General features: G+C 56.1%; 17 protein-coding genes. 8 read left to right on the top strand and 9 right to left on the bottom strand.

From position 1 onward, the window contains the following. Positions 1–46: 46 nt before the first annotated feature. Together metG and ACL2XM_RS03790 are read left to right on the top strand one after the other, a co-directional pair. The gene (gene metG, locus ACL2XM_RS03795) at positions 47–2,083 is read left to right on the top strand and encodes a methionine--tRNA ligase (protein WP_413723263.1); all 2,037 of its coding nucleotides are present in this window, start codon (positions 47–49) and stop codon (positions 2,081–2,083) included. Between the two features lie 185 nt (positions 2,084–2,268). Then, entirely contained in the window at positions 2,269–3,492 is a 1,224-nt protein-coding gene (locus tag ACL2XM_RS03790) for an MFS transporter (protein ID WP_410014337.1), read from the top strand. Positions 3,493–4,615: 1,123 nt separating this feature from the next. Here the strand turns inward: ACL2XM_RS03790 and ACL2XM_RS03785 are convergent. Both ACL2XM_RS03785 and ACL2XM_RS03780 read right to left on the bottom strand, forming a co-directional pair. After that, on the bottom strand, positions 4,616–4,858 hold the full coding sequence (locus ACL2XM_RS03785; RefSeq protein WP_413727995.1) for a hypothetical protein: 243 nt from the start codon (positions 4,856–4,858) through the stop codon (positions 4,616–4,618). 67 nt (positions 4,859–4,925) lie between these two features. After that, positions 4,926–5,831 (bottom strand): dihydrodipicolinate synthase family protein, encoded by a 906-nt coding sequence (locus ACL2XM_RS03780; RefSeq protein ID WP_413732395.1) that lies wholly within the window; start codon positions 5,829–5,831, stop codon positions 4,926–4,928. Positions 5,832–6,084: 253 nt separating this feature from the next. Here ACL2XM_RS03780 and ACL2XM_RS03775 point away from each other — a divergent pair, with 253 nt between their 5' ends. The 6 genes from ACL2XM_RS03775 to ACL2XM_RS03750 all read left to right on the top strand — a co-directional run bounded on the left by ACL2XM_RS03775 (position 6,085) and on the right by ACL2XM_RS03750 (position 11,639). Beyond that, positions 6,085–6,489 (top strand): CidA/LrgA family protein, encoded by a 405-nt coding sequence (locus ACL2XM_RS03775; RefSeq protein ID WP_410014335.1) that lies wholly within the window; start codon positions 6,085–6,087, stop codon positions 6,487–6,489. Then, positions 6,489–7,184 (top strand): CidB/LrgB family autolysis modulator, encoded by a 696-nt coding sequence (locus ACL2XM_RS03770; protein ID WP_410014334.1) that lies wholly within the window; start codon positions 6,489–6,491, stop codon positions 7,182–7,184. Before ACL2XM_RS03775 ends, ACL2XM_RS03770 begins: the two co-directional genes overlap by 1 nt. 154 nt (positions 7,185–7,338) lie before the next feature. Then, positions 7,339–8,370 (top strand): cytidine deaminase, encoded by a 1,032-nt coding sequence (cdd, locus tag ACL2XM_RS03765; protein WP_413732394.1) that lies wholly within the window; start codon positions 7,339–7,341, stop codon positions 8,368–8,370. A gap of 190 nt (positions 8,371–8,560) precedes the next feature. Continuing rightward, a complete protein-coding gene (locus ACL2XM_RS03760) occupies positions 8,561–10,258 on the top strand; it encodes an NAD-dependent malic enzyme (protein ID WP_410014332.1) in 1,698 nt (565 codons plus the stop codon). Positions 10,259–10,376: 118 nt separating this feature from the next. Further along, complete coding sequence (gene sanA / locus ACL2XM_RS03755) at positions 10,377–11,132, top strand: outer membrane permeability protein SanA (protein ID WP_413732393.1); 756 nt, start codon at positions 10,377–10,379, stop codon at positions 11,130–11,132. Between the two features lie 273 nt (positions 11,133–11,405). Continuing rightward, the gene (locus tag ACL2XM_RS03750) at positions 11,406–11,639 is read left to right on the top strand and encodes a YgdI/YgdR family lipoprotein (protein ID WP_413732391.1); all 234 of its coding nucleotides are present in this window, start codon (positions 11,406–11,408) and stop codon (positions 11,637–11,639) included. A 147-nt stretch (positions 11,640–11,786) separates the two neighbouring features. On the opposite strand, the gene ACL2XM_RS03745 is transcribed toward ACL2XM_RS03750, so the two are convergent. The 7 genes from ACL2XM_RS03745 to ACL2XM_RS03715 all read right to left on the bottom strand — a co-directional run bounded on the left by ACL2XM_RS03745 (position 11,787) and on the right by ACL2XM_RS03715 (position 18,139). Further along, positions 11,787–12,245, bottom strand: coding sequence for a helix-turn-helix domain-containing protein (locus tag ACL2XM_RS03745; protein ID WP_413723267.1), 459 nt, complete (start codon positions 12,243–12,245; stop codon positions 11,787–11,789). Further along, positions 12,242–12,553: a type II toxin-antitoxin system HigB family toxin gene (locus ACL2XM_RS03740; protein WP_410014328.1), complete on the bottom strand. Its 312-nt coding sequence runs from the start codon at positions 12,551–12,553 to the stop codon at positions 12,242–12,244. The genes ACL2XM_RS03745 and ACL2XM_RS03740 overlap by 4 nt, the downstream gene beginning before the upstream one ends. 124 nt (positions 12,554–12,677) lie before the next feature. After that, on the bottom strand, positions 12,678–13,688 hold the full coding sequence (gene mglC / locus ACL2XM_RS03735) for a galactose/methyl galactoside ABC transporter permease MglC (RefSeq protein WP_410014327.1): 1,011 nt from the start codon (positions 13,686–13,688) through the stop codon (positions 12,678–12,680). A gap of 18 nt (positions 13,689–13,706) precedes the next feature. Next, entirely contained in the window at positions 13,707–15,227 is a 1,521-nt protein-coding gene (mglA, locus tag ACL2XM_RS03730) for a galactose/methyl galactoside ABC transporter ATP-binding protein MglA (RefSeq protein ID WP_410014326.1), read from the bottom strand. Positions 15,228–15,297: 70 nt separating this feature from the next. Continuing rightward, entirely contained in the window at positions 15,298–16,299 is a 1,002-nt protein-coding gene (gene mglB / locus ACL2XM_RS03725) for a galactose/glucose ABC transporter substrate-binding protein MglB (protein ID WP_410014325.1), read from the bottom strand. Between the two features lie 182 nt (positions 16,300–16,481). After that, positions 16,482–17,522, bottom strand: a complete 1,041-nt coding sequence (galS, locus tag ACL2XM_RS03720) for an HTH-type transcriptional regulator GalS (RefSeq protein ID WP_410014324.1) — start codon at positions 17,520–17,522, stop codon at positions 16,482–16,484. A 320-nt stretch (positions 17,523–17,842) separates the two neighbouring features. Next, positions 17,843–18,139: a hypothetical protein gene (locus ACL2XM_RS03715; protein ID WP_410014323.1), complete on the bottom strand. Its 297-nt coding sequence runs from the start codon at positions 18,137–18,139 to the stop codon at positions 17,843–17,845. Between the last annotated feature and the right edge of the window lies 1 nt (position 18,140).

Here is an 18,140-nt window from a genome sequence, read left to right as displayed (position 1 = left end):
TACCATCGAAACTCTTTATTTCATCTGATAAAAGCACATTCCCAACATGACTCAAGTCGCGAAAAAAATATTGGTAACCTGTGCGTTACCATACGCTAACGGTTCAATTCATCTCGGCCATATGCTGGAGCATATCCAGGCAGATATTTGGGTCCGTTTTCAGCGAATGCGCGGCAATCAGGTTTATTTCATCTGCGCCGATGACGCGCACGGCACGCCGATCATGCTTAAGGCCCAGCAGCTAGGCATCGCGCCGGAAAAAATGATCGATGAAGTGAACCAGGAGCATCAGAAGGATTTTGCCGGTTTCGGCGTCAGCTATGATAACTACCACTCGACGCACAGTGATGAAAACCGCGAGCTGTCGACGCTGATTTACCATCGGCTGAAAGATAACGGCTATATCAAGACCCGCACCATTTCCCAGTTGTTCGACCCGGAAAAAGAAATGTTCCTGCCGGACCGGTTTGTCAAGGGCACCTGCCCGAAGTGCAAATCCCCCGATCAGTACGGCGACAACTGCGAAGTGTGCGGCGCCACCTACAGCCCGACCGATTTAATTGATCCTAAATCGGCGGTGTCCGGCGCCACACCGGTGATGAAGGAGTCGGAACACTTCTTCTTCGACCTGCCGGCCTTCAGCGATATGCTGAAAGCCTGGACCCGCTCCGGCGCGCTGCAGGAGCAGGTGGCCAACAAAATGCAGGAATGGTTTGAATCCGGCCTGCAGCAGTGGGATATCTCCCGCGACGCGCCCTACTTCGGCTTTGAAGTGCCGGATGCGCCGGGCAAGTATTTCTACGTCTGGCTGGACGCGCCCATCGGTTATATGGGGTCGTTCAAGAACCTGTGCGACAAACGCGGCGACATTGATTTCAACGAATACTGGCGCGTGGGTTCCGATGCCGAGCTGTATCATTTTATCGGCAAGGATATCGTCTATTTCCATAGCCTGTTCTGGCCGGCGATGCTTGAAGGCAGCGATTTCCGCAAGCCGACCAATTTGTTTGTCCACGGCTATGTGACGGTGAACGGCGCCAAGATGTCGAAATCGCGCGGTACCTTTATCAAGGCCAGCACCTATCTTAAGCATCTTGACGCGGATTGCCTGCGTTATTATTACGCCGCCAAGCTGTCGTCGCATATTGATGACATCGACCTGAACCTGGAAGACTTCGTCCAGCGGGTTAACGCCGATATCGTCAATAAGGTGGTTAACCTGGCCTCGCGCAACGCCGGTTTTATCGCCAAGCGCTTTGACGGCCGTCTGGCCGATACCCTGGCCGACCCGGCGCTGTATCAGACCTTTACCGATGCCGCCGTCGGCATCGCCGAGGCGTTCAACGCCCGTGAATCCTCGCGCGCCATCCGCGAAATCATGGCGCTGGCCGACCTGGCCAACCGCTATGTGGACGAGCAGGCGCCCTGGGTGGTGGCGAAAGCGGAGGGACGCGAGGGGGATCTGCAGGACATCTGCTCAATGGGCATTAACCTGTTCCGCGTGCTGATGACCTATCTCAAGCCGGTGCTGCCGTCGCTGGCGGAACGCGCCGAGGCGTTCCTGAACGTGCGGCTTGACTGGGACGGCATCCACACGCCGCTCACGGGCCATAGGGTTACAACCTTCAAGGCGCTGTTCAGCCGTATCGATCCCGCGCACGTGGCGAATATGGTTAACGAATCCAGGGAAGAAGCGGATGCCGCCGGCGCCAAGGCCGCCGTCGCCGGTCCGCTGGCGGATGAGCCGCTGCTTGAGACCATCGCCTTTGACGATTTCGCCAAGGTGGATATGCGCATTGCGCTTATCAAGCGCGCCGAGCTGGTGGATGGATCGGATAAGCTGCTGAAGCTGACGTTGGATATCGGCGGCGAAACCCGCCAGGTTTTTTCCGGCATCCGCGCGGCCTATCCCGATCCGCAGGCGCTGGAGGGCCGCCTGACGGTGATGGTGGCCAACCTGGCGCCGCGCAAGATGCGGTTTGGCGTCTCCCAGGGCATGGTGATGGCGGCGGGACCGGGCGGCAGCGATATATTCCTGCTTAGCCCCGACGCCGGCGCCCTGCCGGGCATGGCGGTTAAATAATTCCTTAAGCAAGGTGTAAAACCGGGTCGCGGTACTCTGCGGCGACCCGGCAGATTTTCCGTGTAACCCCCCCCTTTTGGCAGCAGCCTAATACCTTCATTTCGTTATCAATTTAACTCCACATGGTGCGCAATTTAGATTAAGGTTGGGTGTACGCCTTATTATTTATCATGAGAAAATTGGTCATGAAAGGATTCCCACCCATTATCCGGCTGTTGTTAATCACATCGTTAATATTAACCATCGGCCGCGGGCTGACGCTGCCGTTTATCGCCATCTATCTGTCCAGGCAGGGCGGCATGCCGCCGGGAAAAATCGGCCTGGTGCTGGGTATGGGGCTGACGCTGGGCATTATCTTTAGCCTGTATGGCGGCTATCTGGTGGACCGGTTTAATAAAAATCGCCTGATTATTTGCGCCATCATGGTATTTGCCCTGGCGTTTTTCCTGCTGCCGCTCGGCGGGGGCGCTTTGTTGCCGATGATTATACTGGTGGCGCTGATTAATTCGGCGTACAGCCTGTACTCCATTACCCTGAAGGCCAGTATTGCCGAATGGCTGACCGTTGAGCGGCGCATCAAGGCGTTTTCCGCTAATTACACCCTGATCAACGTCGGCTGGGCCATCGGCCCGCCGCTGAGCGTGTTATTGGCGAAAAGCAGCGCCGTGCTGCCGTTTTATTTATCCGGCGTCCTGGCCGCCGCGGCCACGCTGACCCTGGCAATGCTGCTGCCGCGCTATGGCCGCCCGCCGGCCCGGGCGGATGATAACGTGGCGGCGGTAACGGAAAAAATCAACTTCCGTACGACCCTGGACGTGCTGCGCCACGATAAGCGGCTGATTTTTTTTACCCTGGGAGGCGCACTCGGCAGCCTGGTATGCAGTCAGTTCGCCAGCTGTATTTCGCAATACCTGATGGTGGAGTTCGACGCTGTGTTTGCTTATCGGGTGGTGGGGATTATTCTGCCGGTCAACGCCGCTATCGTCATCACCCTGCAATATGCCGTCAGCCGTAATATCCGCCGCGAGACCCTGATGCCGTGGCTATTACTGGGCAGCCTGTTTTTTATTATTGGCCTGCTGGGCTTTATGCTGGCGGGCAATGCCCTGCCGCTATGGATGATCGCGGTTGCCCTGTTTTCGCTGGGGGAAATTATTATTATCCCGGTGGAATATATGTTTATCGACTTTATCGCGCCGGCGCATTTAAAAGGCAGTTATTACGGCATGCAAAACCTGGGTAATCTCGGGGGCGCCGCCAATCCGCTGCTCACCGGCGCCATCCTGACCTATGCACCGCCGGTCTCGCTGTTTATGGTCTTGATACTTGCCACGCTGCTTAGCCTGTGGTTATTCCACCGCGGGTTTCACCACACCCGCCGCGCCGCTGTAACAACACATTCTTTGTGATTGCGTCCCGGTCTTTGGCCGGGAAAGTGAAGAAAGCATGTGATTATCCGTCCGCCAGACCGCGCGGGCAGGCCGCAATTGAATGGTCCAGAGCTATAGCGCGGTTTTAAACCCGGCATACAGCACGGCGACGACGGGGTTTTGTTTGCGGCATGATCTATGTCGCCCCGAGGGGCGTTTGCGCCATGGCCTATGTCGCCCCGAGGGGGTTTCGCTTGCCATGCGTGAGGTGTTCATAGGTAGTGCCGGGCGCCGGCAAGCGACAAAGAGGCCGTACCGCGACGGCCTCCTTGACCTCCGCGCGCCCGGCAGATCGCGCGTCGCTGCGCGATACCTTCCGACGCCAGTTCCCCCGTTATGCACCGGCCCGGTTAGCGCTCCCGGCGCCACCGGGCCTTTCGCCGCTCCCGGCGGCTCATGCCGGGGGCACAGGCGCCGTCAGCGCGCTTTATGCCGGTCCACATGTCGCTGTTGGCCATGCGTTTTATGAAGTGGCTGCGGCGCTGTTGCTTAGGATAGAGACTTGCGCCGGGATGGGATTGACCATTATGGGAGGCAATGGCTATGGAATGCAGCTGACACAGAGAAAAGTTGGACATGCAGTCATGCAGTCATGCAGTCATGCAGTCATGCAGTCATGCAGTCATGCAGTAAGGCGTTCATCATTCAACTTTATGCTTAAGTTTTAACAGTAAGCATTAAGCATTAAGCCATTAGCCATTAGCCATCAAACTGTAAGCTTTAGCGCAAAATGAATACTGATACCTTTCCCGGTAAGTGCATGCCGCAAGAAACCCAAAAAAGCTATTTTACTCACAGGCGATGGTGTTGACGTGGTGCCGGCATAGAGTGCGCCGGCGGCGCACATCGCGGCTGGATGAGCCGCCGGGAGCGGCGAAAGCTAAGGGCCGCGCCGGGAGCGCGTCCCGTGCGGTCCAAAAGCCGGGATGGGTGATGCCGGGAACCGCGCAGCGGCGCACGATCTGCCGGAAGCCCGGGGTCCCGGGGCGGGGGCGACTGCCCGCCCCGGGTCGATTGCCCGCACGGTGCGGCATAAAAATCCGCCTCGCATGGCAAGCGAAACCTTCTCCCATGCCAACAAACGCGCCCGCCCAGGCAAAACCTACCCCCATGCCAACAAACGCGCCCGCCCAAGCAAAACCTTCCCCATGCCGATAAACTCGCCCGCCCAGGCAAAACCTACCCCCATGCCAACAAAAGCGCCCGCCCAGGCAAAACCTACCCCCATGCCAATAAACGCGCCCGCCCAGGCAAAACTTACCCCCATGCCAACAAACGCGCCCGCCCAAGCAAAACCTTCCCCCATGCCGATAAACGCGCCCGCCCAGGCAAAACCTTCTCCCATGCCAGTAAACACCCCTAGGCAAGCTCAACCCCCTGCCCAGCCGTAGTCCCACCAACCGCAATGCCCCTTAAATTACCCCGCTCCTGACCAACGCGCTCCTTACCTTCTCCTTCAGCTCTTCCGTAAGCGGCGACGCCGGCCAAAGCGAATTCACCGAAATATCCACCCCGGTCAGCTTAATGGCGTATTTCACCACGTTATAGAACGGCAAATCATAATTATACAATTCCGGAATATACGACAGGCGCTGCTGCAGCTTGACCGCCTGGGCATAATCCTGGTCCTGCCAGGCCCGGTAGATGCCGCAGGTCAACTGCGGGGCAAAATTCGCGCTGGCCGGAATACAGCCGTCGCCGCCGAGTATCAGGGTGCCGAACAGATATTCGTCATAGCCGGAAAATACGGCAAAATCCGGACGCACGGGTTTAACCGCGTGGATGGTTTCCCGAATATGGTTAAGGGTATCCACCGTATCCTTAAGGCCGACGATATTCGCGCAGGTCTCCGCCAGCCGACGGATCACCGCCACCGGAATCGATTGGCCGGTCAGCCCCGGGAAGTTATAGATGATAATCGGCAGGCTTAGCGCGTCGGACAAATGCTTATAATGCAGATAAAGATTTTCCTCGCTCAGCGGATTGTAAAACGGATTTACCGCCACCACCCCATCGGCGCCAATCTTCTGTGCGTGCAGGCCGTAACGGATGGCCTCGCGGGTACCGGAATGGGCAATGCCGATTAAAACCGGTTTACGCTTGTTGACGTAATTAACGCAGAACTCCGCCGTCTGCAGGCGCAACGCTTCCGACATATGGGCAAACTCACCGGCGCTTCCCAGGAAAAACAGGCCGTTGACGTCAGAGGCAATCAGACTGTCCAGCAGTTTCGCCATGCTGTCTTCATCGAGTTGCTCATCGGCGGTAAAAAGGGTGGGAACGGGCGGAATAACACCATAAAAACGTGGAATAGCCATAGTAAAAACCTCTTCTGATCGCGAACACGCCTGACGAGGATCCTTCGTCGGCAAATGAATCTACTTTGTTAACAGTTTGGCCGGGAGATTGCCGTGCGATAAGTCATACATTTAAATCCGCCTTGGTCACGGCACGATTTTTACCGGCATAGCTGATAAGCTGGCCCGGTCATTTCATCGGACGAACCGTGAGCGGTGGCACGGTGTCAGAATTAATTGTATGATAAACGCGATTAGAAATAAGGTTGAGATAATGCGCAATATCATCGTAAACGGCTGGGCCTTTATTCGCGCCTTTGCCTTGATTTACCTGTGCCTGTTCGTCGGTGATTTCCTTTCCACGCTGTTGCCGATTACCATTCCGGGCAGTATCCTGGGCATGCTGATCCTGTTTATCCTGCTCTGTCTGCAACTGCTGCCGCCGTTATGGCTCAAGCCCGGCTGTCATCTGCTGATCCGCTATATGGCGTTGTTGTTCGTGCCGATAGGCGTGGGCGTGATGAACTATTACCACGAGCTGTCGTCGCAGTTCGGCCCGCTGGTGGTGTCTTGCGTTATCAGTACTCTGATTGTCATGGTGGTGGTGGGCTATAGCTCGCATTACATCCACCGTGAACGTCCGGTGGCCGGCCAGCCGCGCCCCCCTGAGGATCAATAATGTTAGCCAATTTCTGGTGGTCGCTGCCGCTTACGCTTGCGGTATTTTTTGGCGCCAGGCGGCTGGCGGCGAAATTTCGCATGGCGCTGCTCAATCCGCTGCTGATTTCCATGGTGGTGATTATCCCGCTGCTGTTGCTCACCGGCATTCCCTACGCGCGTTATTTTGCCGGCAGTAAAATTCTCAACGACCTGCTGCAACCGGCGGTGGTGGCGTTGGCCTTCCCGTTGTATGAACAGCTGCACCAGATCCGCGCGCGCTGGAAATCCATTATCAGCATCTGTTTTGTCGGCAGCGTTACCGCCATGGTCAGCGGCACCGCCATCGCGTTGTGGATGGGCGCCACGCCGGAGATTGCCGCCTCGATCCTGCCTAAATCGGTGACCACGCCGATTGCCATGGCGGTGGCGCAGTCCATTAACGGTATTCCGGCCATCAGCGCGGTATGCGTGATTTTTGTCGGTATCCTGGGCGCGGTATTCGGCCATACGCTGTTCAGGCTGCTGGGTATCACCACCAAAGCCTCCCGGGGCCTGGCCATGGGCACCGCGTCCCATGCGCTCGGCACCGCCCGCTGCGCCGAGATGGATTTTCAGGAAGGCGCGTTCAGTTCCCTGGCATTGGTGATCTGCGGCATTATCACCTCGCTTATCGCGCCGTTCCTGTTCCCGCTGCTGCTGCGGGCGTTCGGCTGATCTCGCCGCGCCGGCATCCGTCCGGGCTGATGCGATAATGTGCTTGACCCGGCCGTCGCCGGCAACCGCCAGGCCGCACGATAAGATATTGATCATATTTATTTAAGCCTACAACGTCTAAAATGATTCCATAATAAATGCTCAGGGAATCATTATGCACGCACGGTTTACCCCCTCACTGGACGCCCTGGCACCGGCCCTGCGGTCCGCGCTGGCGCATGAACTGGACCAGGCCGATTTCAACGGCTGGCTAAGCGCCGCCCAGGCCGCCAGCCTGATGCGGGCCGGCGGGATGGACGAAGACGCCTTATGCTTCGCGCTGCTGCCCCTGGCCGCCGCCTGCGCCCTGGCGCCGGTCTCGCGGTTTAACGTCGGGGCGGTGGCGCGCGGCGTTAGCGGCAACCTCTATTTCGGCGCCAATATGGAATTTATCGGCGCGCCGCTGCAGCAAACGGTGCATGCCGAGCAAAGCGCCATCAATCATGCCTGGCTGCGCGGTGAAAAACGCCTGCGTGGCATCAGCGTCAACTACACCCCATGCGGCCATTGCCGGCAGTTTATGAACGAGCTGAACAGCGGCACTGACCTGATGATTTACCTGCCCGACCGTTCGCCCGCCACGCTGGGTCATTATCTGCCCGACGCGTTCGGCCCGCGCGATCTGGCCATTCATACCCTGCTGATGGACGGCGTGGATCATCAGTACGGCATGATGGCGCCCAATGGGCGCGGCGCCAGGGCGGTGAAATCGCCGGGCGCGCGCGCGGATACGCTTTACGCCGCGGCGCAAGGCGCGGACCCGGTCCAGGCGGCGTCCGGACAGCCCGCAGCCGGCAGCCCGGGGAAAGGCGCCGAGGGCGTCAACGATCCCCTGGCGCAGCAGGCGTTGCAGGCCGCCAACCAGAGCCACGCGCCTTATAGTCAGGCGCATAGCGCGGTGGCGCTGCAAACGGCGGATGGGCGCATTTTTGCCGGCCGCTATGCGGAAAACGCAGCGTTTAATCCCAGCCTGCCGCCGCTGCAGTCGGCGCTGATATTACTGAATATGGCCGGCGCCGACTGCGCGACCCTGCAGCGCGCGGTACTGCTGGAGCGCGAAGGCGCGCCTTTTTCGCAGTGGGACGCGACGCGATCGACGCTGACGGCGCTGGGCTGCGGCGAGATCTCCAGGTATTGGCTGACATAAGCCCCTTTCCCGCCGATAACGTCTTCGACGGCGGCGCTGCGTTGCCGCCGGGCGGCGCCGATCGGGGCCGGCTGGAGTATCCAATTATTTATAAGTTAATCATTAAATAACAAATTACCAATGAAAACATGCATCCTTCGCCACAATCTTTTATCCTTTTGGAATCTTTTGCGAAGCGATGGGAAAAGTCATGGAATTGGAACACGAAAGCAAGCGTCCCCTCTATATCCCCCATGCGGGTCCGGTACTGCTGGAATTTCCGCTACTGAATAAAGGCAGCGCGTTTACCATTGAGGAGCGCGATAACTTTAACCTGCATGGCCTGCTGCCGGAAGCGGTGGAGAGCATTGAGGAGCAAACCGAACGCGCCTGGCGGCAGTATCAGGACTTTACCAGCGATATCGATAAGCATATCTACCTGCGCAATATTCAGGATACCAATGAAACGCTGTTCTACCGCCTGCTGGACGGTCATCTGAGCGAGATGCTGCCGATTATCTACACGCCGACCGTGGGCGAGGCCTGCGAGCATTTTTCCGATATCTACCGTCGCGCCCGGGGGTTGTTCATCTCCTACGGTAACCGCGACAAAATCGATGATATGCTGCAAAACGCCACCAAACAGAATGTAAAAGTGATTGTGGTCACCGACGGCGAACGCATCCTGGGCCTGGGCGATCAGGGTATCGGCGGCATGGGCATTCCCATCGGCAAGCTGTCGCTGTACACCGCCTGCGGCGGCATCAGCCCGGCCTATACCCTGCCGGTGGTGCTGGATGCCGGCACCAACAATCCCCAGCGTCTTAACGATCCCCTGTATATGGGCTGGCGCCATCCGCGCATTACCGGCGAGGAGTATGATCAGTTCGTCGACGCCTTTATCCAGGCGGTGAAGCGCCGCTGGCCCGATGTGCTGTTGCAGTTCGAGGATTTTGCCCAGAAAAACGCCACCCCCCTGCTTAACCGCTATCGCGACGAACTGTGCTGCTTTAACGATGATATCCAGGGCACTGCCGCGGTAACCCTGGGCTGCCTGCTGGCCGCCAGCCACGCCGCCGGCAGCCGTCTGCGCGATCAGACCGTGGTGTTCCTGGGCGCCGGCTCCGCCGGCTGCGGTATCGCCGAACAGATCGTCGCGGAGATGCGCACCGAGGGCCTGAGCGAGGACCAGGCGCGCGCGCGGGTGCTGATGGTCGACCGTTTCGGCTTGTTAACCGATAAGCTGGCCAACCTGCTGGATTTCCAGAGCCGCCTGGTGCAGCACAGCGACCAGATTGCCGATTGGCGGCTGGACAGCGACACGATTTCGCTGATGGATGTGGTGCGCAACGCCAGGCCGACGGTGCTGATCGGCGTTTCCGGCCAGCCTGGCCTGTTCAGCGAGGAGATTATCCGCGAGATGCACGCTCACTGCCCGCGTCCCATCGTCATGCCGTTGTCCAATCCCACCTCCCGGGTAGAGGCCACGCCGGAAGACGTGATTCGCTGGACCGACGGCGCGGCGCTGGTGGCCACCGGCAGTCCGTTTGCGCCGGTGCGCTATAAAGACCGGGTGTATCCTATCGCCCAGTGCAACAACGCCTATATTTTTCCGGGCATCGGCCTAGGCGTCCTGGCCTCGGGCGCGACGCGGGTGACAGAAGCCATGCTTATCGCCGCCAGCCGCGCCCTGGCCGACTGTTCGCCGCTGGTTAACGGCGCCGATGGGGCGCTGTTGCCGGATATCAATGATATCCAGGGCGTGTCGAGAGTGATCGCCATGGAAGTCGGCAAGGCGGCGCAGGTGCACGGCGTGGCGATGGTGACGCCGGAGGAGGTGCTGTCCATCGCCATCGAGCACAATTTCTGGCATCCGCAGTATCGCCACTACCGGCGCACGCCGTTCTGACGCGCCTCAACAAATTGTCACATTGGGCGTATTCAGCCGCCACGCTCCTTGCTTCGGCCGGGCAGGTAAAGTAGCCTTGGGCAATGACTTTGCGGCAGGATAGGTTAAGGCTTACGGCATGTGGAAGCGCCTGATATATTCCCTGATTATTATCGCGGGCGTTTTGCTGTTAACGGCATTCGGACTGGATCGCTGGATCAGTTGGAAAACCGCGCCTTATATCTATGAAGATCTGCAACTGCTGCCCCACCGCCAGGTGGGCGTGGTGCTGGGTACCGCCAAATACTACCGCGCCGGCGTCATTAACCAGTATTATCTCTATCGCATCCAGGGCGCGCTTAACGTCTACAATAGTGGCAAGGCCAACTATCTGCTGCTAAGCGGCGACAACGCGCTGCAAAGCTATAACGAGCCGGTCACCATGCGCCGCGACCTGATTGCCCACGGCATGCCCGCCGGCGACATCGTGCTCGACTACGCCGGCTTTCGTACCCTTGATTCGATCATCCGCACGCGCAAGGTCTTCGACACCAACGATTTCACCATTATCACCCAGCGCTTTCATTGCGAAAGGGCGCTGTTTATCGCCATGCGCATGGGTATCCAGGCCCAGTGTTTCGCCGTGCCCTCGCCCAAGAATATGTTCTCGGTCCGGCTGCGGGAAATCGGCGCCCGCCTTGGCGCCCTGTCGGACTTGTACCTTATGAAACGCGAACCCCGCTTCCTGGGGCCGCAAATCCCCATTCCCGCGCCGCACGAAATTCCCGAGGGCACCCAAGGCTACCCGGCGGTATCACCGGAGCAACTGCTTGAAACCCAGCCCAAACCCGAACCGAACAACGCTATCAGCGATCGTCTGCCGGATATGCGCTAACCGCACCAGACCCTACCTATTAGTGCGAAACGCACCTGACTGAGGGGTTGCCGCCCCGATAACGACCCGGTCCCTTGTCCTACCGCCGTAAGTTCCCGCCGGTAGGCCGATGGGTGGTTTAGCATTGAAAATGAACAAATAATCGCCAATATTCCTAAAATAAAGACCAATGGCACGGATACCTCATCAACCGGCTCGTAAACAGTCAACTCTCTGCTAGATTTTAAGATGAAAAATTCACAATCTAATTAACGTTCATCAGAGGAGATTATAATGATTAAAAATATAGTGGTTTCAATGGTTTTCAGCTGCGCTTCGCTGTTTTTACTGACCGCCTGCTCATCCAATCAGGCGATAAAAACCACCGACGGCAGGACCATCGTCACCGATGGTAAACCACAGATTGATGATGATACCGGCCTCGTTTCTTACAAAAACGCCGAGACCGGCAAAACCGAGCAGATTAATCGCGATCAGGTTAAATCCATGGGCGAATTGGATAACTAATAGCGGAGCCGGGGTTTATATCGCTTGGGGAGGGTTTCGCGCTCGCCAGCGAAACTCTCACCGAGGGCCACAACAGCCCTTTTTGACAGCAAGCCCGGGCCGCCTTTGCCTTTTTATCATAAAATTCTGGTATTTCAGAACGACAATTCAACCGTAAATGAACATTTCGGCAGGAATGTGAAAGCGCTCGGAGAGTGCTTTTATATGATGTACAGTCAATGCACGCCGTCCGTTCAGTATGTTGCTTACGTTGGATTTAGAACCTAATTCACTCTCAAGATCCGCCGCTTTGAGTCCAAGCTGATCCATAATCGTGCGCAAAACTGCAATTCCACCTGGTATCCCGTCAAGCGCTTTGTTTAATTCAGCGAACTCCGGCGCACTGCTCTCATATTCGGCGATTTTTGCCGCTAGCGGTTCAAACAACGGATTATCAAGCTCGTCGTGGTCGATCAGGTACTCAATCAACTCCAGCGCCTGGTGGTATTCCGTTTCACTTTTGTTGCCCGTCATCAGGGGGATAATTTTCACGACGTTCCCAAATGCGGAAATTATGCCTTCGGCACTGGCGGCATTGAGGTGATTTTTACCATAGAGCGTAGTCATTCTTTATGCTCCCGATAATATTTTGTCAATTTGTCATAGTCGGCATGACTGGCGATATGCTTGATGAAAACCTTTTGCAATTGAAAATCGATAAACGCGATGATCCGTAGCGTATTTCCTGATACATCAATCACCCACCACTTCTCCCGATACTTAAAATTGTCTAGAGAAGATATCGCCTTTTTCATCGACTCCGGGCTGCTGAAACTGCCTTTTTCCAATGTCATTAGCAGATCAACAAGTGCAGTAGCGCTATTGGGGAATTCCGCCCGCGCCTCGTTGAACGGCAGCCTGCTGATAACGTGCAATCGTTTTGCCTCCCAGCATGACGTTTTCAACTTGAAAACATTCTAGTCTCTTCTCTGTACGTTTTCAAGATGAAAATACGTAAGCGCGGGGCCATTGACAACCCCGCACCTACGCCTGAGGCTGCTATTTCTTCTTCGCGTATTTCAGTGAATCCAGCGCCACCGCAAAGATAATAATCGCCCCTTTAATAATGTACTGCCAATAAGGATTTACGCCGATATAGGTCAGCCCATAGTTGATAACCGTAAAGATAATTACCCCCGTCACCACCCCCGCCACCGTGCCGACCCCGCCGGCGAACGATACCCCGCCCACCACGCAGGCCGCAATGGCGTCCAGCTCGTACATAAAGCCCAGGTTATTGGTGGCGCTGCCGATACGCCCGGCTTCCAGCATACCGCCGAAGGCATAGAACACCCCGGACAGGGCATAAATCATAATCAGGTTCAGCGGCACATTGACGCCGGAAACCTTGGCCGCTTCCGGATTGCCGCCGATGGCGAAGATATTTTTACCGAAGCGGGTCTTGGTCCAGATCACCCAGACAAACAGAATGGCAAACACCGCGTAAAACGTAATATAGGAAAGCTTAAAATCGCCGAAGCGCAGGAACCCTTGGGTAAAGGTGGAAAAATGGGAATCAAAGCCGGCGATGGGCGAGGCGCCGACAATATCGTAATACAGCGAGTTGACGCCATACACGATGATCATAGTACCCAGAGTGGTAATAAAAGGCGTCACATTAAGATAAGCAATCACCACGCCGTTAATCAGGCCGATAAAAGCGCCGATCACGCATACCGTCAGGATAACCACCGGGATCGGCAGGGTTTGCATATCCGGAAAGACTTTATTGACGTTTTCCATTGATTGCAGCAGGGTCGCCGAGACCACCGCCGCCAGCCCCACCTGGCGCCCGGCCGACAGGTCGGTGCCCTGGGTAACAATCAGCCCCGCCACGCCGAGCGCGATAATAATACGCACCGATGATTGGGTCAGGATATTACTTAAGTTTATCAGGCTTAAAAAAGTCGGATCCTGAAAAATGATAATAGCCAGCAGTACCAATAACACCACATAAATGCCGCCCTCTTTTAAATAAGTGAGCATGCTTTTCTTATTCAACACATTCATAATAAGAACCCTATAAAATTAAAGATGCACGGAAGCAAGACGTAAAATTTCGTTTTGCGAAGTTTGTTTCGTTTCCACAATCCCCGCCATCAGACCGTTACTCATTACCAGTATCCGGTCGGTGATCCCCAGGAGTTCCGGCATCTCGGACGAAATAATAATAATGCCCTTACCGCGTTTCGCCAGCTCGGTAATTAATTGATAAATTTCAAATTTAGCCCCGACATCAATCCCGCGCGTCGGTTCGTCCAGCAGCAGGATTTCCGGTTGGGTCAATAACCAGCGGCCGATAATCACTTTTTGCTGGTTGCCGCCCGACAACGAACCGATATTGGTCTGATGGCCCGGCGTTTTTACCCGCATGGAATCGATAACCCATTGGATATCGCTTTTCATGCGCGAATTATCCAGCAACCCGATTTTGTTTTTATAATTGCGGATATTGGAAATCAGCGAATTAAAGCCGACATCCAGATAGGCGTAGATACCGGTGGCCCGCCGCTCCTCGGTCACCAGGGCAAAACCGTTGTTGATCGCCTCGTTGGCGCTGTTGTTTTTGATGGTCTTGCCATGCAGGATGATGGTGCCGGTCACTTTTTCGCGAATGCCGAACAGGGTTTCGACAATATCGGTGCGCCGGGCGCCCACCAGGCCCGCGATGCCGAGAATCTCCCCTTTGCGCAAGTCGAAGGAGATATTGCGGATCGACGGCTGGCGCAGCGAGGTCAGGTTTTTCACCTCCAGGATCACCTCGCCCGGTTCGCCTTCGCGCGTGGGGAAGCGCTGGCTGAGCGAACGCCCCACCATCATGGAGATAATCTTGTCCATGGTCAGGCCTTCCACCTGTTGGGTGGCAATCCACTGGCCGTCGCGCAGGATGGTGATTTCATCGCACAGCTGGAAAATTTCCTCCAGCTTATGGGAAATATAAACAATGCCGCACCCGCGCGCCTTGAGCTTGCGGATAATACTGAACAGATGATTGACCTCGCGTTCGGTCAACGACGAGGTCGGTTCATCCATGATGACGATTTTGGCATTATAGGAAAACGCCTTGGCAATCTCGATCATCTGCATTTGCGACACTGACAGGGTGGCCACTTTATCATAGGGATCGATATTAATGTCCAACTCGTCAAATATGGCCTTGGTGTCGGCGTACATCTTTTTGTGATCGACAAACAGGCCTTTGCGCGGATAACGCCCAAGCCACATATTGTCCATGACGGTACGCTGTAATACCAGGTTCAGTTCCTGATGCACCATGGAAACGCCATGTTCCAGCGCCTCTTTGGAACTTTTGAAATCGATTTCCTTTCCCTGGAAAATAATACTACCGGAATCTTTTTTATAAATGCCGAACAGGCACTTCAATAACGTGGATTTACCCGCGCCGTTTTCGCCCATCAAGGCATGGACGGAGTGGGAGTGCACCTTGAGGTTCACATTATCCAATGCTTTGACGCCAGGAAATGATTTACTGATGTTGTTCATTTCCAGCAGCCATTCGCCTGGCTGTTCGGTCGTAATATCGGCCATAGTTATACCCGGCTAGGATAAGACAGAAAAATCCCCCCTCGGGCGTCAGGCCCAATGGGGGGAGTGGGGATTATTTCTTAATAAACTGCGTTAAATTATCTTTATCGACGCCGACATAGGGGATGCGGACGACTTTATTATCCAGTTTCCAGTTGGTGCCTTCCGCCGCCGGTTTGCCGTCGGCCAGGTTTTTCGCCAGGTCGAAGGTGGCCTTGGCCTGGTTGTCGGCATCGTTCAGCACGGTGCCGGCCATAGCGCCGGATTTAACCATCGCCAGCGCTTCAGGCAGGGCATCGACGCCGAATACCGGAATGGCCGATTTATTGTGGGCTTTCAGCGCTTCCACCGCGCCCATGGCCATGGCGTCGTTATTGGCGATCACCACTTCAATCTTGTTGGCGTTCGGACCCGACATCCAGGCATCGGTTTTATCCTTGGCCTGGGCGGTATCCCACATGGCGGTATCCAGCTGCAGCTGCTGTACCTTGATCTTTTCCTGGTCGGTCAGGGTCTTGACCACATAGGCGGTGCGCGCTTCGGCATCGGGATGTCCCGGCTCGCCTTTAAGCAGTACATATTGGATCACGCCGTCTTTATTCAAATCCCATTCCGGATGCGCCTTCCAGTGCTTAGCGATAAGCTCGCCCTGGATAATGCCCGACTGCTTGGATTCGGTACCGACGTAATAGGCCTTGTCATAGCTGTCCAGGTCTTTACGGCTGGGTTCTTTGTTGTAAAACACCACGGGAATATTGGCGCCGCGCGCTTTTTCGATAATCACCGGCGCGGCGGCGGGGTCGACCAGGTTAATCGCCAGGGCCTTGACGCCCTTGGCAATCAATACGTCCACCTGGTCGTTTTGTTTTGACTGGTCATTTTGCGAGTCATTCATCAGCAGTTGCACGCCTTTGGCTTCTTTGGCGTCTTTTTCTATTGCCTTGCGCACCACCGACATGAAGTTATCGTCATATTTATAAATAGTTACCCCAATGCGGGTATCGGCGGCATGAGCGGCGACGGACAGCAACAGGCCGGTTGCCAGAGCGGTAAGGGTTAATGCCTTCTTATTCATTAGTTTCTCCGGAAATAGGTAGGTTTACTCAAAGGCAGACAAATTCCTTCCGTGGTTTTACCGACATCCCTGTACGAAAAGCCCTCGCGATGTTGACCTGATAGCATCGTGAGGGAATAACACCATTAGCATAGAGGGATCAATGTTAAGAAACTGTGAATATTCTCACAGTTTGGAAGCGGTTACATCTCATCTTCTGATGACGACGCGATCGCCGCCACGTTTTTCCAGGGCGCCACGGAATGGCGGCGCACCAGCGTCGGCATAAACAGGTGCGTTTGCTTCTCGTCGATGCGCCCCGCCGTGCCCAGCAGCGCCAGCTCGGTGGCGGCGACCGCCATGGCGAAGATGGGGTAGCGCACCGTGGTAAGATTGGGGCTGGTATAGCGGGAGATGGGAATATCGTCGAACCCCACCACCGAAAATTGCGTCGGCACCGCGATACCGTTTTCTTTCAGCGTCGCCAGGGCCCCCACCGCCATGCCGTCGTTATAGACAAACACCGCCGTCAGCTGCTGGTTGCGCCCCAGCAGCTCCACCATCGCCTCCTCGCCGCCCTGCAGGTCCGGCGAGCTGAACGCCTGCCAGCTTTGCGGCGGCGCGATCCCCTCCTCCGCCATGGCCTGCAGGTAGCCCTGGCGCCGCTGCCGCTCATCCTCGATGGGATGGTTGGAACCGATATAGCCAATCTGCCGGTGCCCCTGCTTGAGCAGGGTACGGGTGGCCATCAGGGCGCCGCTGACGTTGTCCAGCCCCACGCAGCGGTGCTCAAAGCCCGGCAGGATGCGGTTAATCAACACCATGCCCGGCTCGCGCACCATAAAGGGGATCATCTCTTCGTCGGACAGGATCTTGGCGTGGACCACCAGCGCGCTGCAGCGCTGGCGGATCAGGACTTCAATGGCATGGCGCTCTTTATCCGCCTGGTGGTAGCTGTTGTTGATCAGGACGTTTTTTTTATGCCGCTGCGCCACGGTGTCCACCGCTTTCACCAGCGCGCCGAAAAACGGATCGGATACGTCCATAACCACCACGCCGATGGTGTCGCTGATTTGCGTGGCCAGCGCCTGCGCATTGGCGTTAGGCCGGTAACCCAGTTCCTTGACCGCTTTCATCACCTTGTCGCGCGCTTCCTTGCTGGCGATAGCGCTATCGTTTAATACCCGTGACACCGTTGCCACCGATACCCCGGCCAACCGCGCCACATCACGAATAGTGATCATCTCATCCCCTGTTAATGGTGCTTTTCGCCCAGGTATTCTCGACCAAACCGGCGGACATTGATGGTTTATGCCCTCCTGACGCTCCTGATTGTCATAACACTTATGAAACATAAAGCGCTATCCTAACCGGTTTAATCGCAACACAGCGTGAATCAGGTCACAGGACCGGAACCGTTTACATACATTATTGGCATTTTATCTGCCAGGCACTTTCGCACGCATTGGCCGGAGGGGAAGGATCGGTGGGGGGATACTTGGTGGATGTTGTAACTATCGAGGGGCTTTTTTTTGTTATTTCACCCTATCCTATCACGAAATACTTAATCATCGCGGCGGCGGCGGTGTTTTTTCGCCCGGGAGTAAAATGACAACGACCAGGCGCTGACCACCGAAACCAGCACAAAGGAGGCATTGATAAGCAGCACTATGTAGCAGGCGGCGGCCGGGCTGGATGCGTCGATACGGCTGAAAACCGTCGCCGCGGCGGCAAGCGTGCCCGCCAGGCTGAGGATGATATACAAAAACGCCTTATTCCACGCCAGGTGCGCGTAACCGCTGGCCAGCAACGCCAGGATAAACAGGTTATACAGCCAGGGGGCGGACGCGTCGGATAGCATG

It is taken from the genome of Sodalis sp. RH20 (assembly GCF_047324205.1).
Lineage (GTDB): Bacteria > Pseudomonadota > Gammaproteobacteria > Enterobacterales > Enterobacteriaceae > Acerihabitans.
Note: the sequence above shows the minus strand (reverse complement) of the source record. Positions and strands in the feature narration are given on the sequence as shown.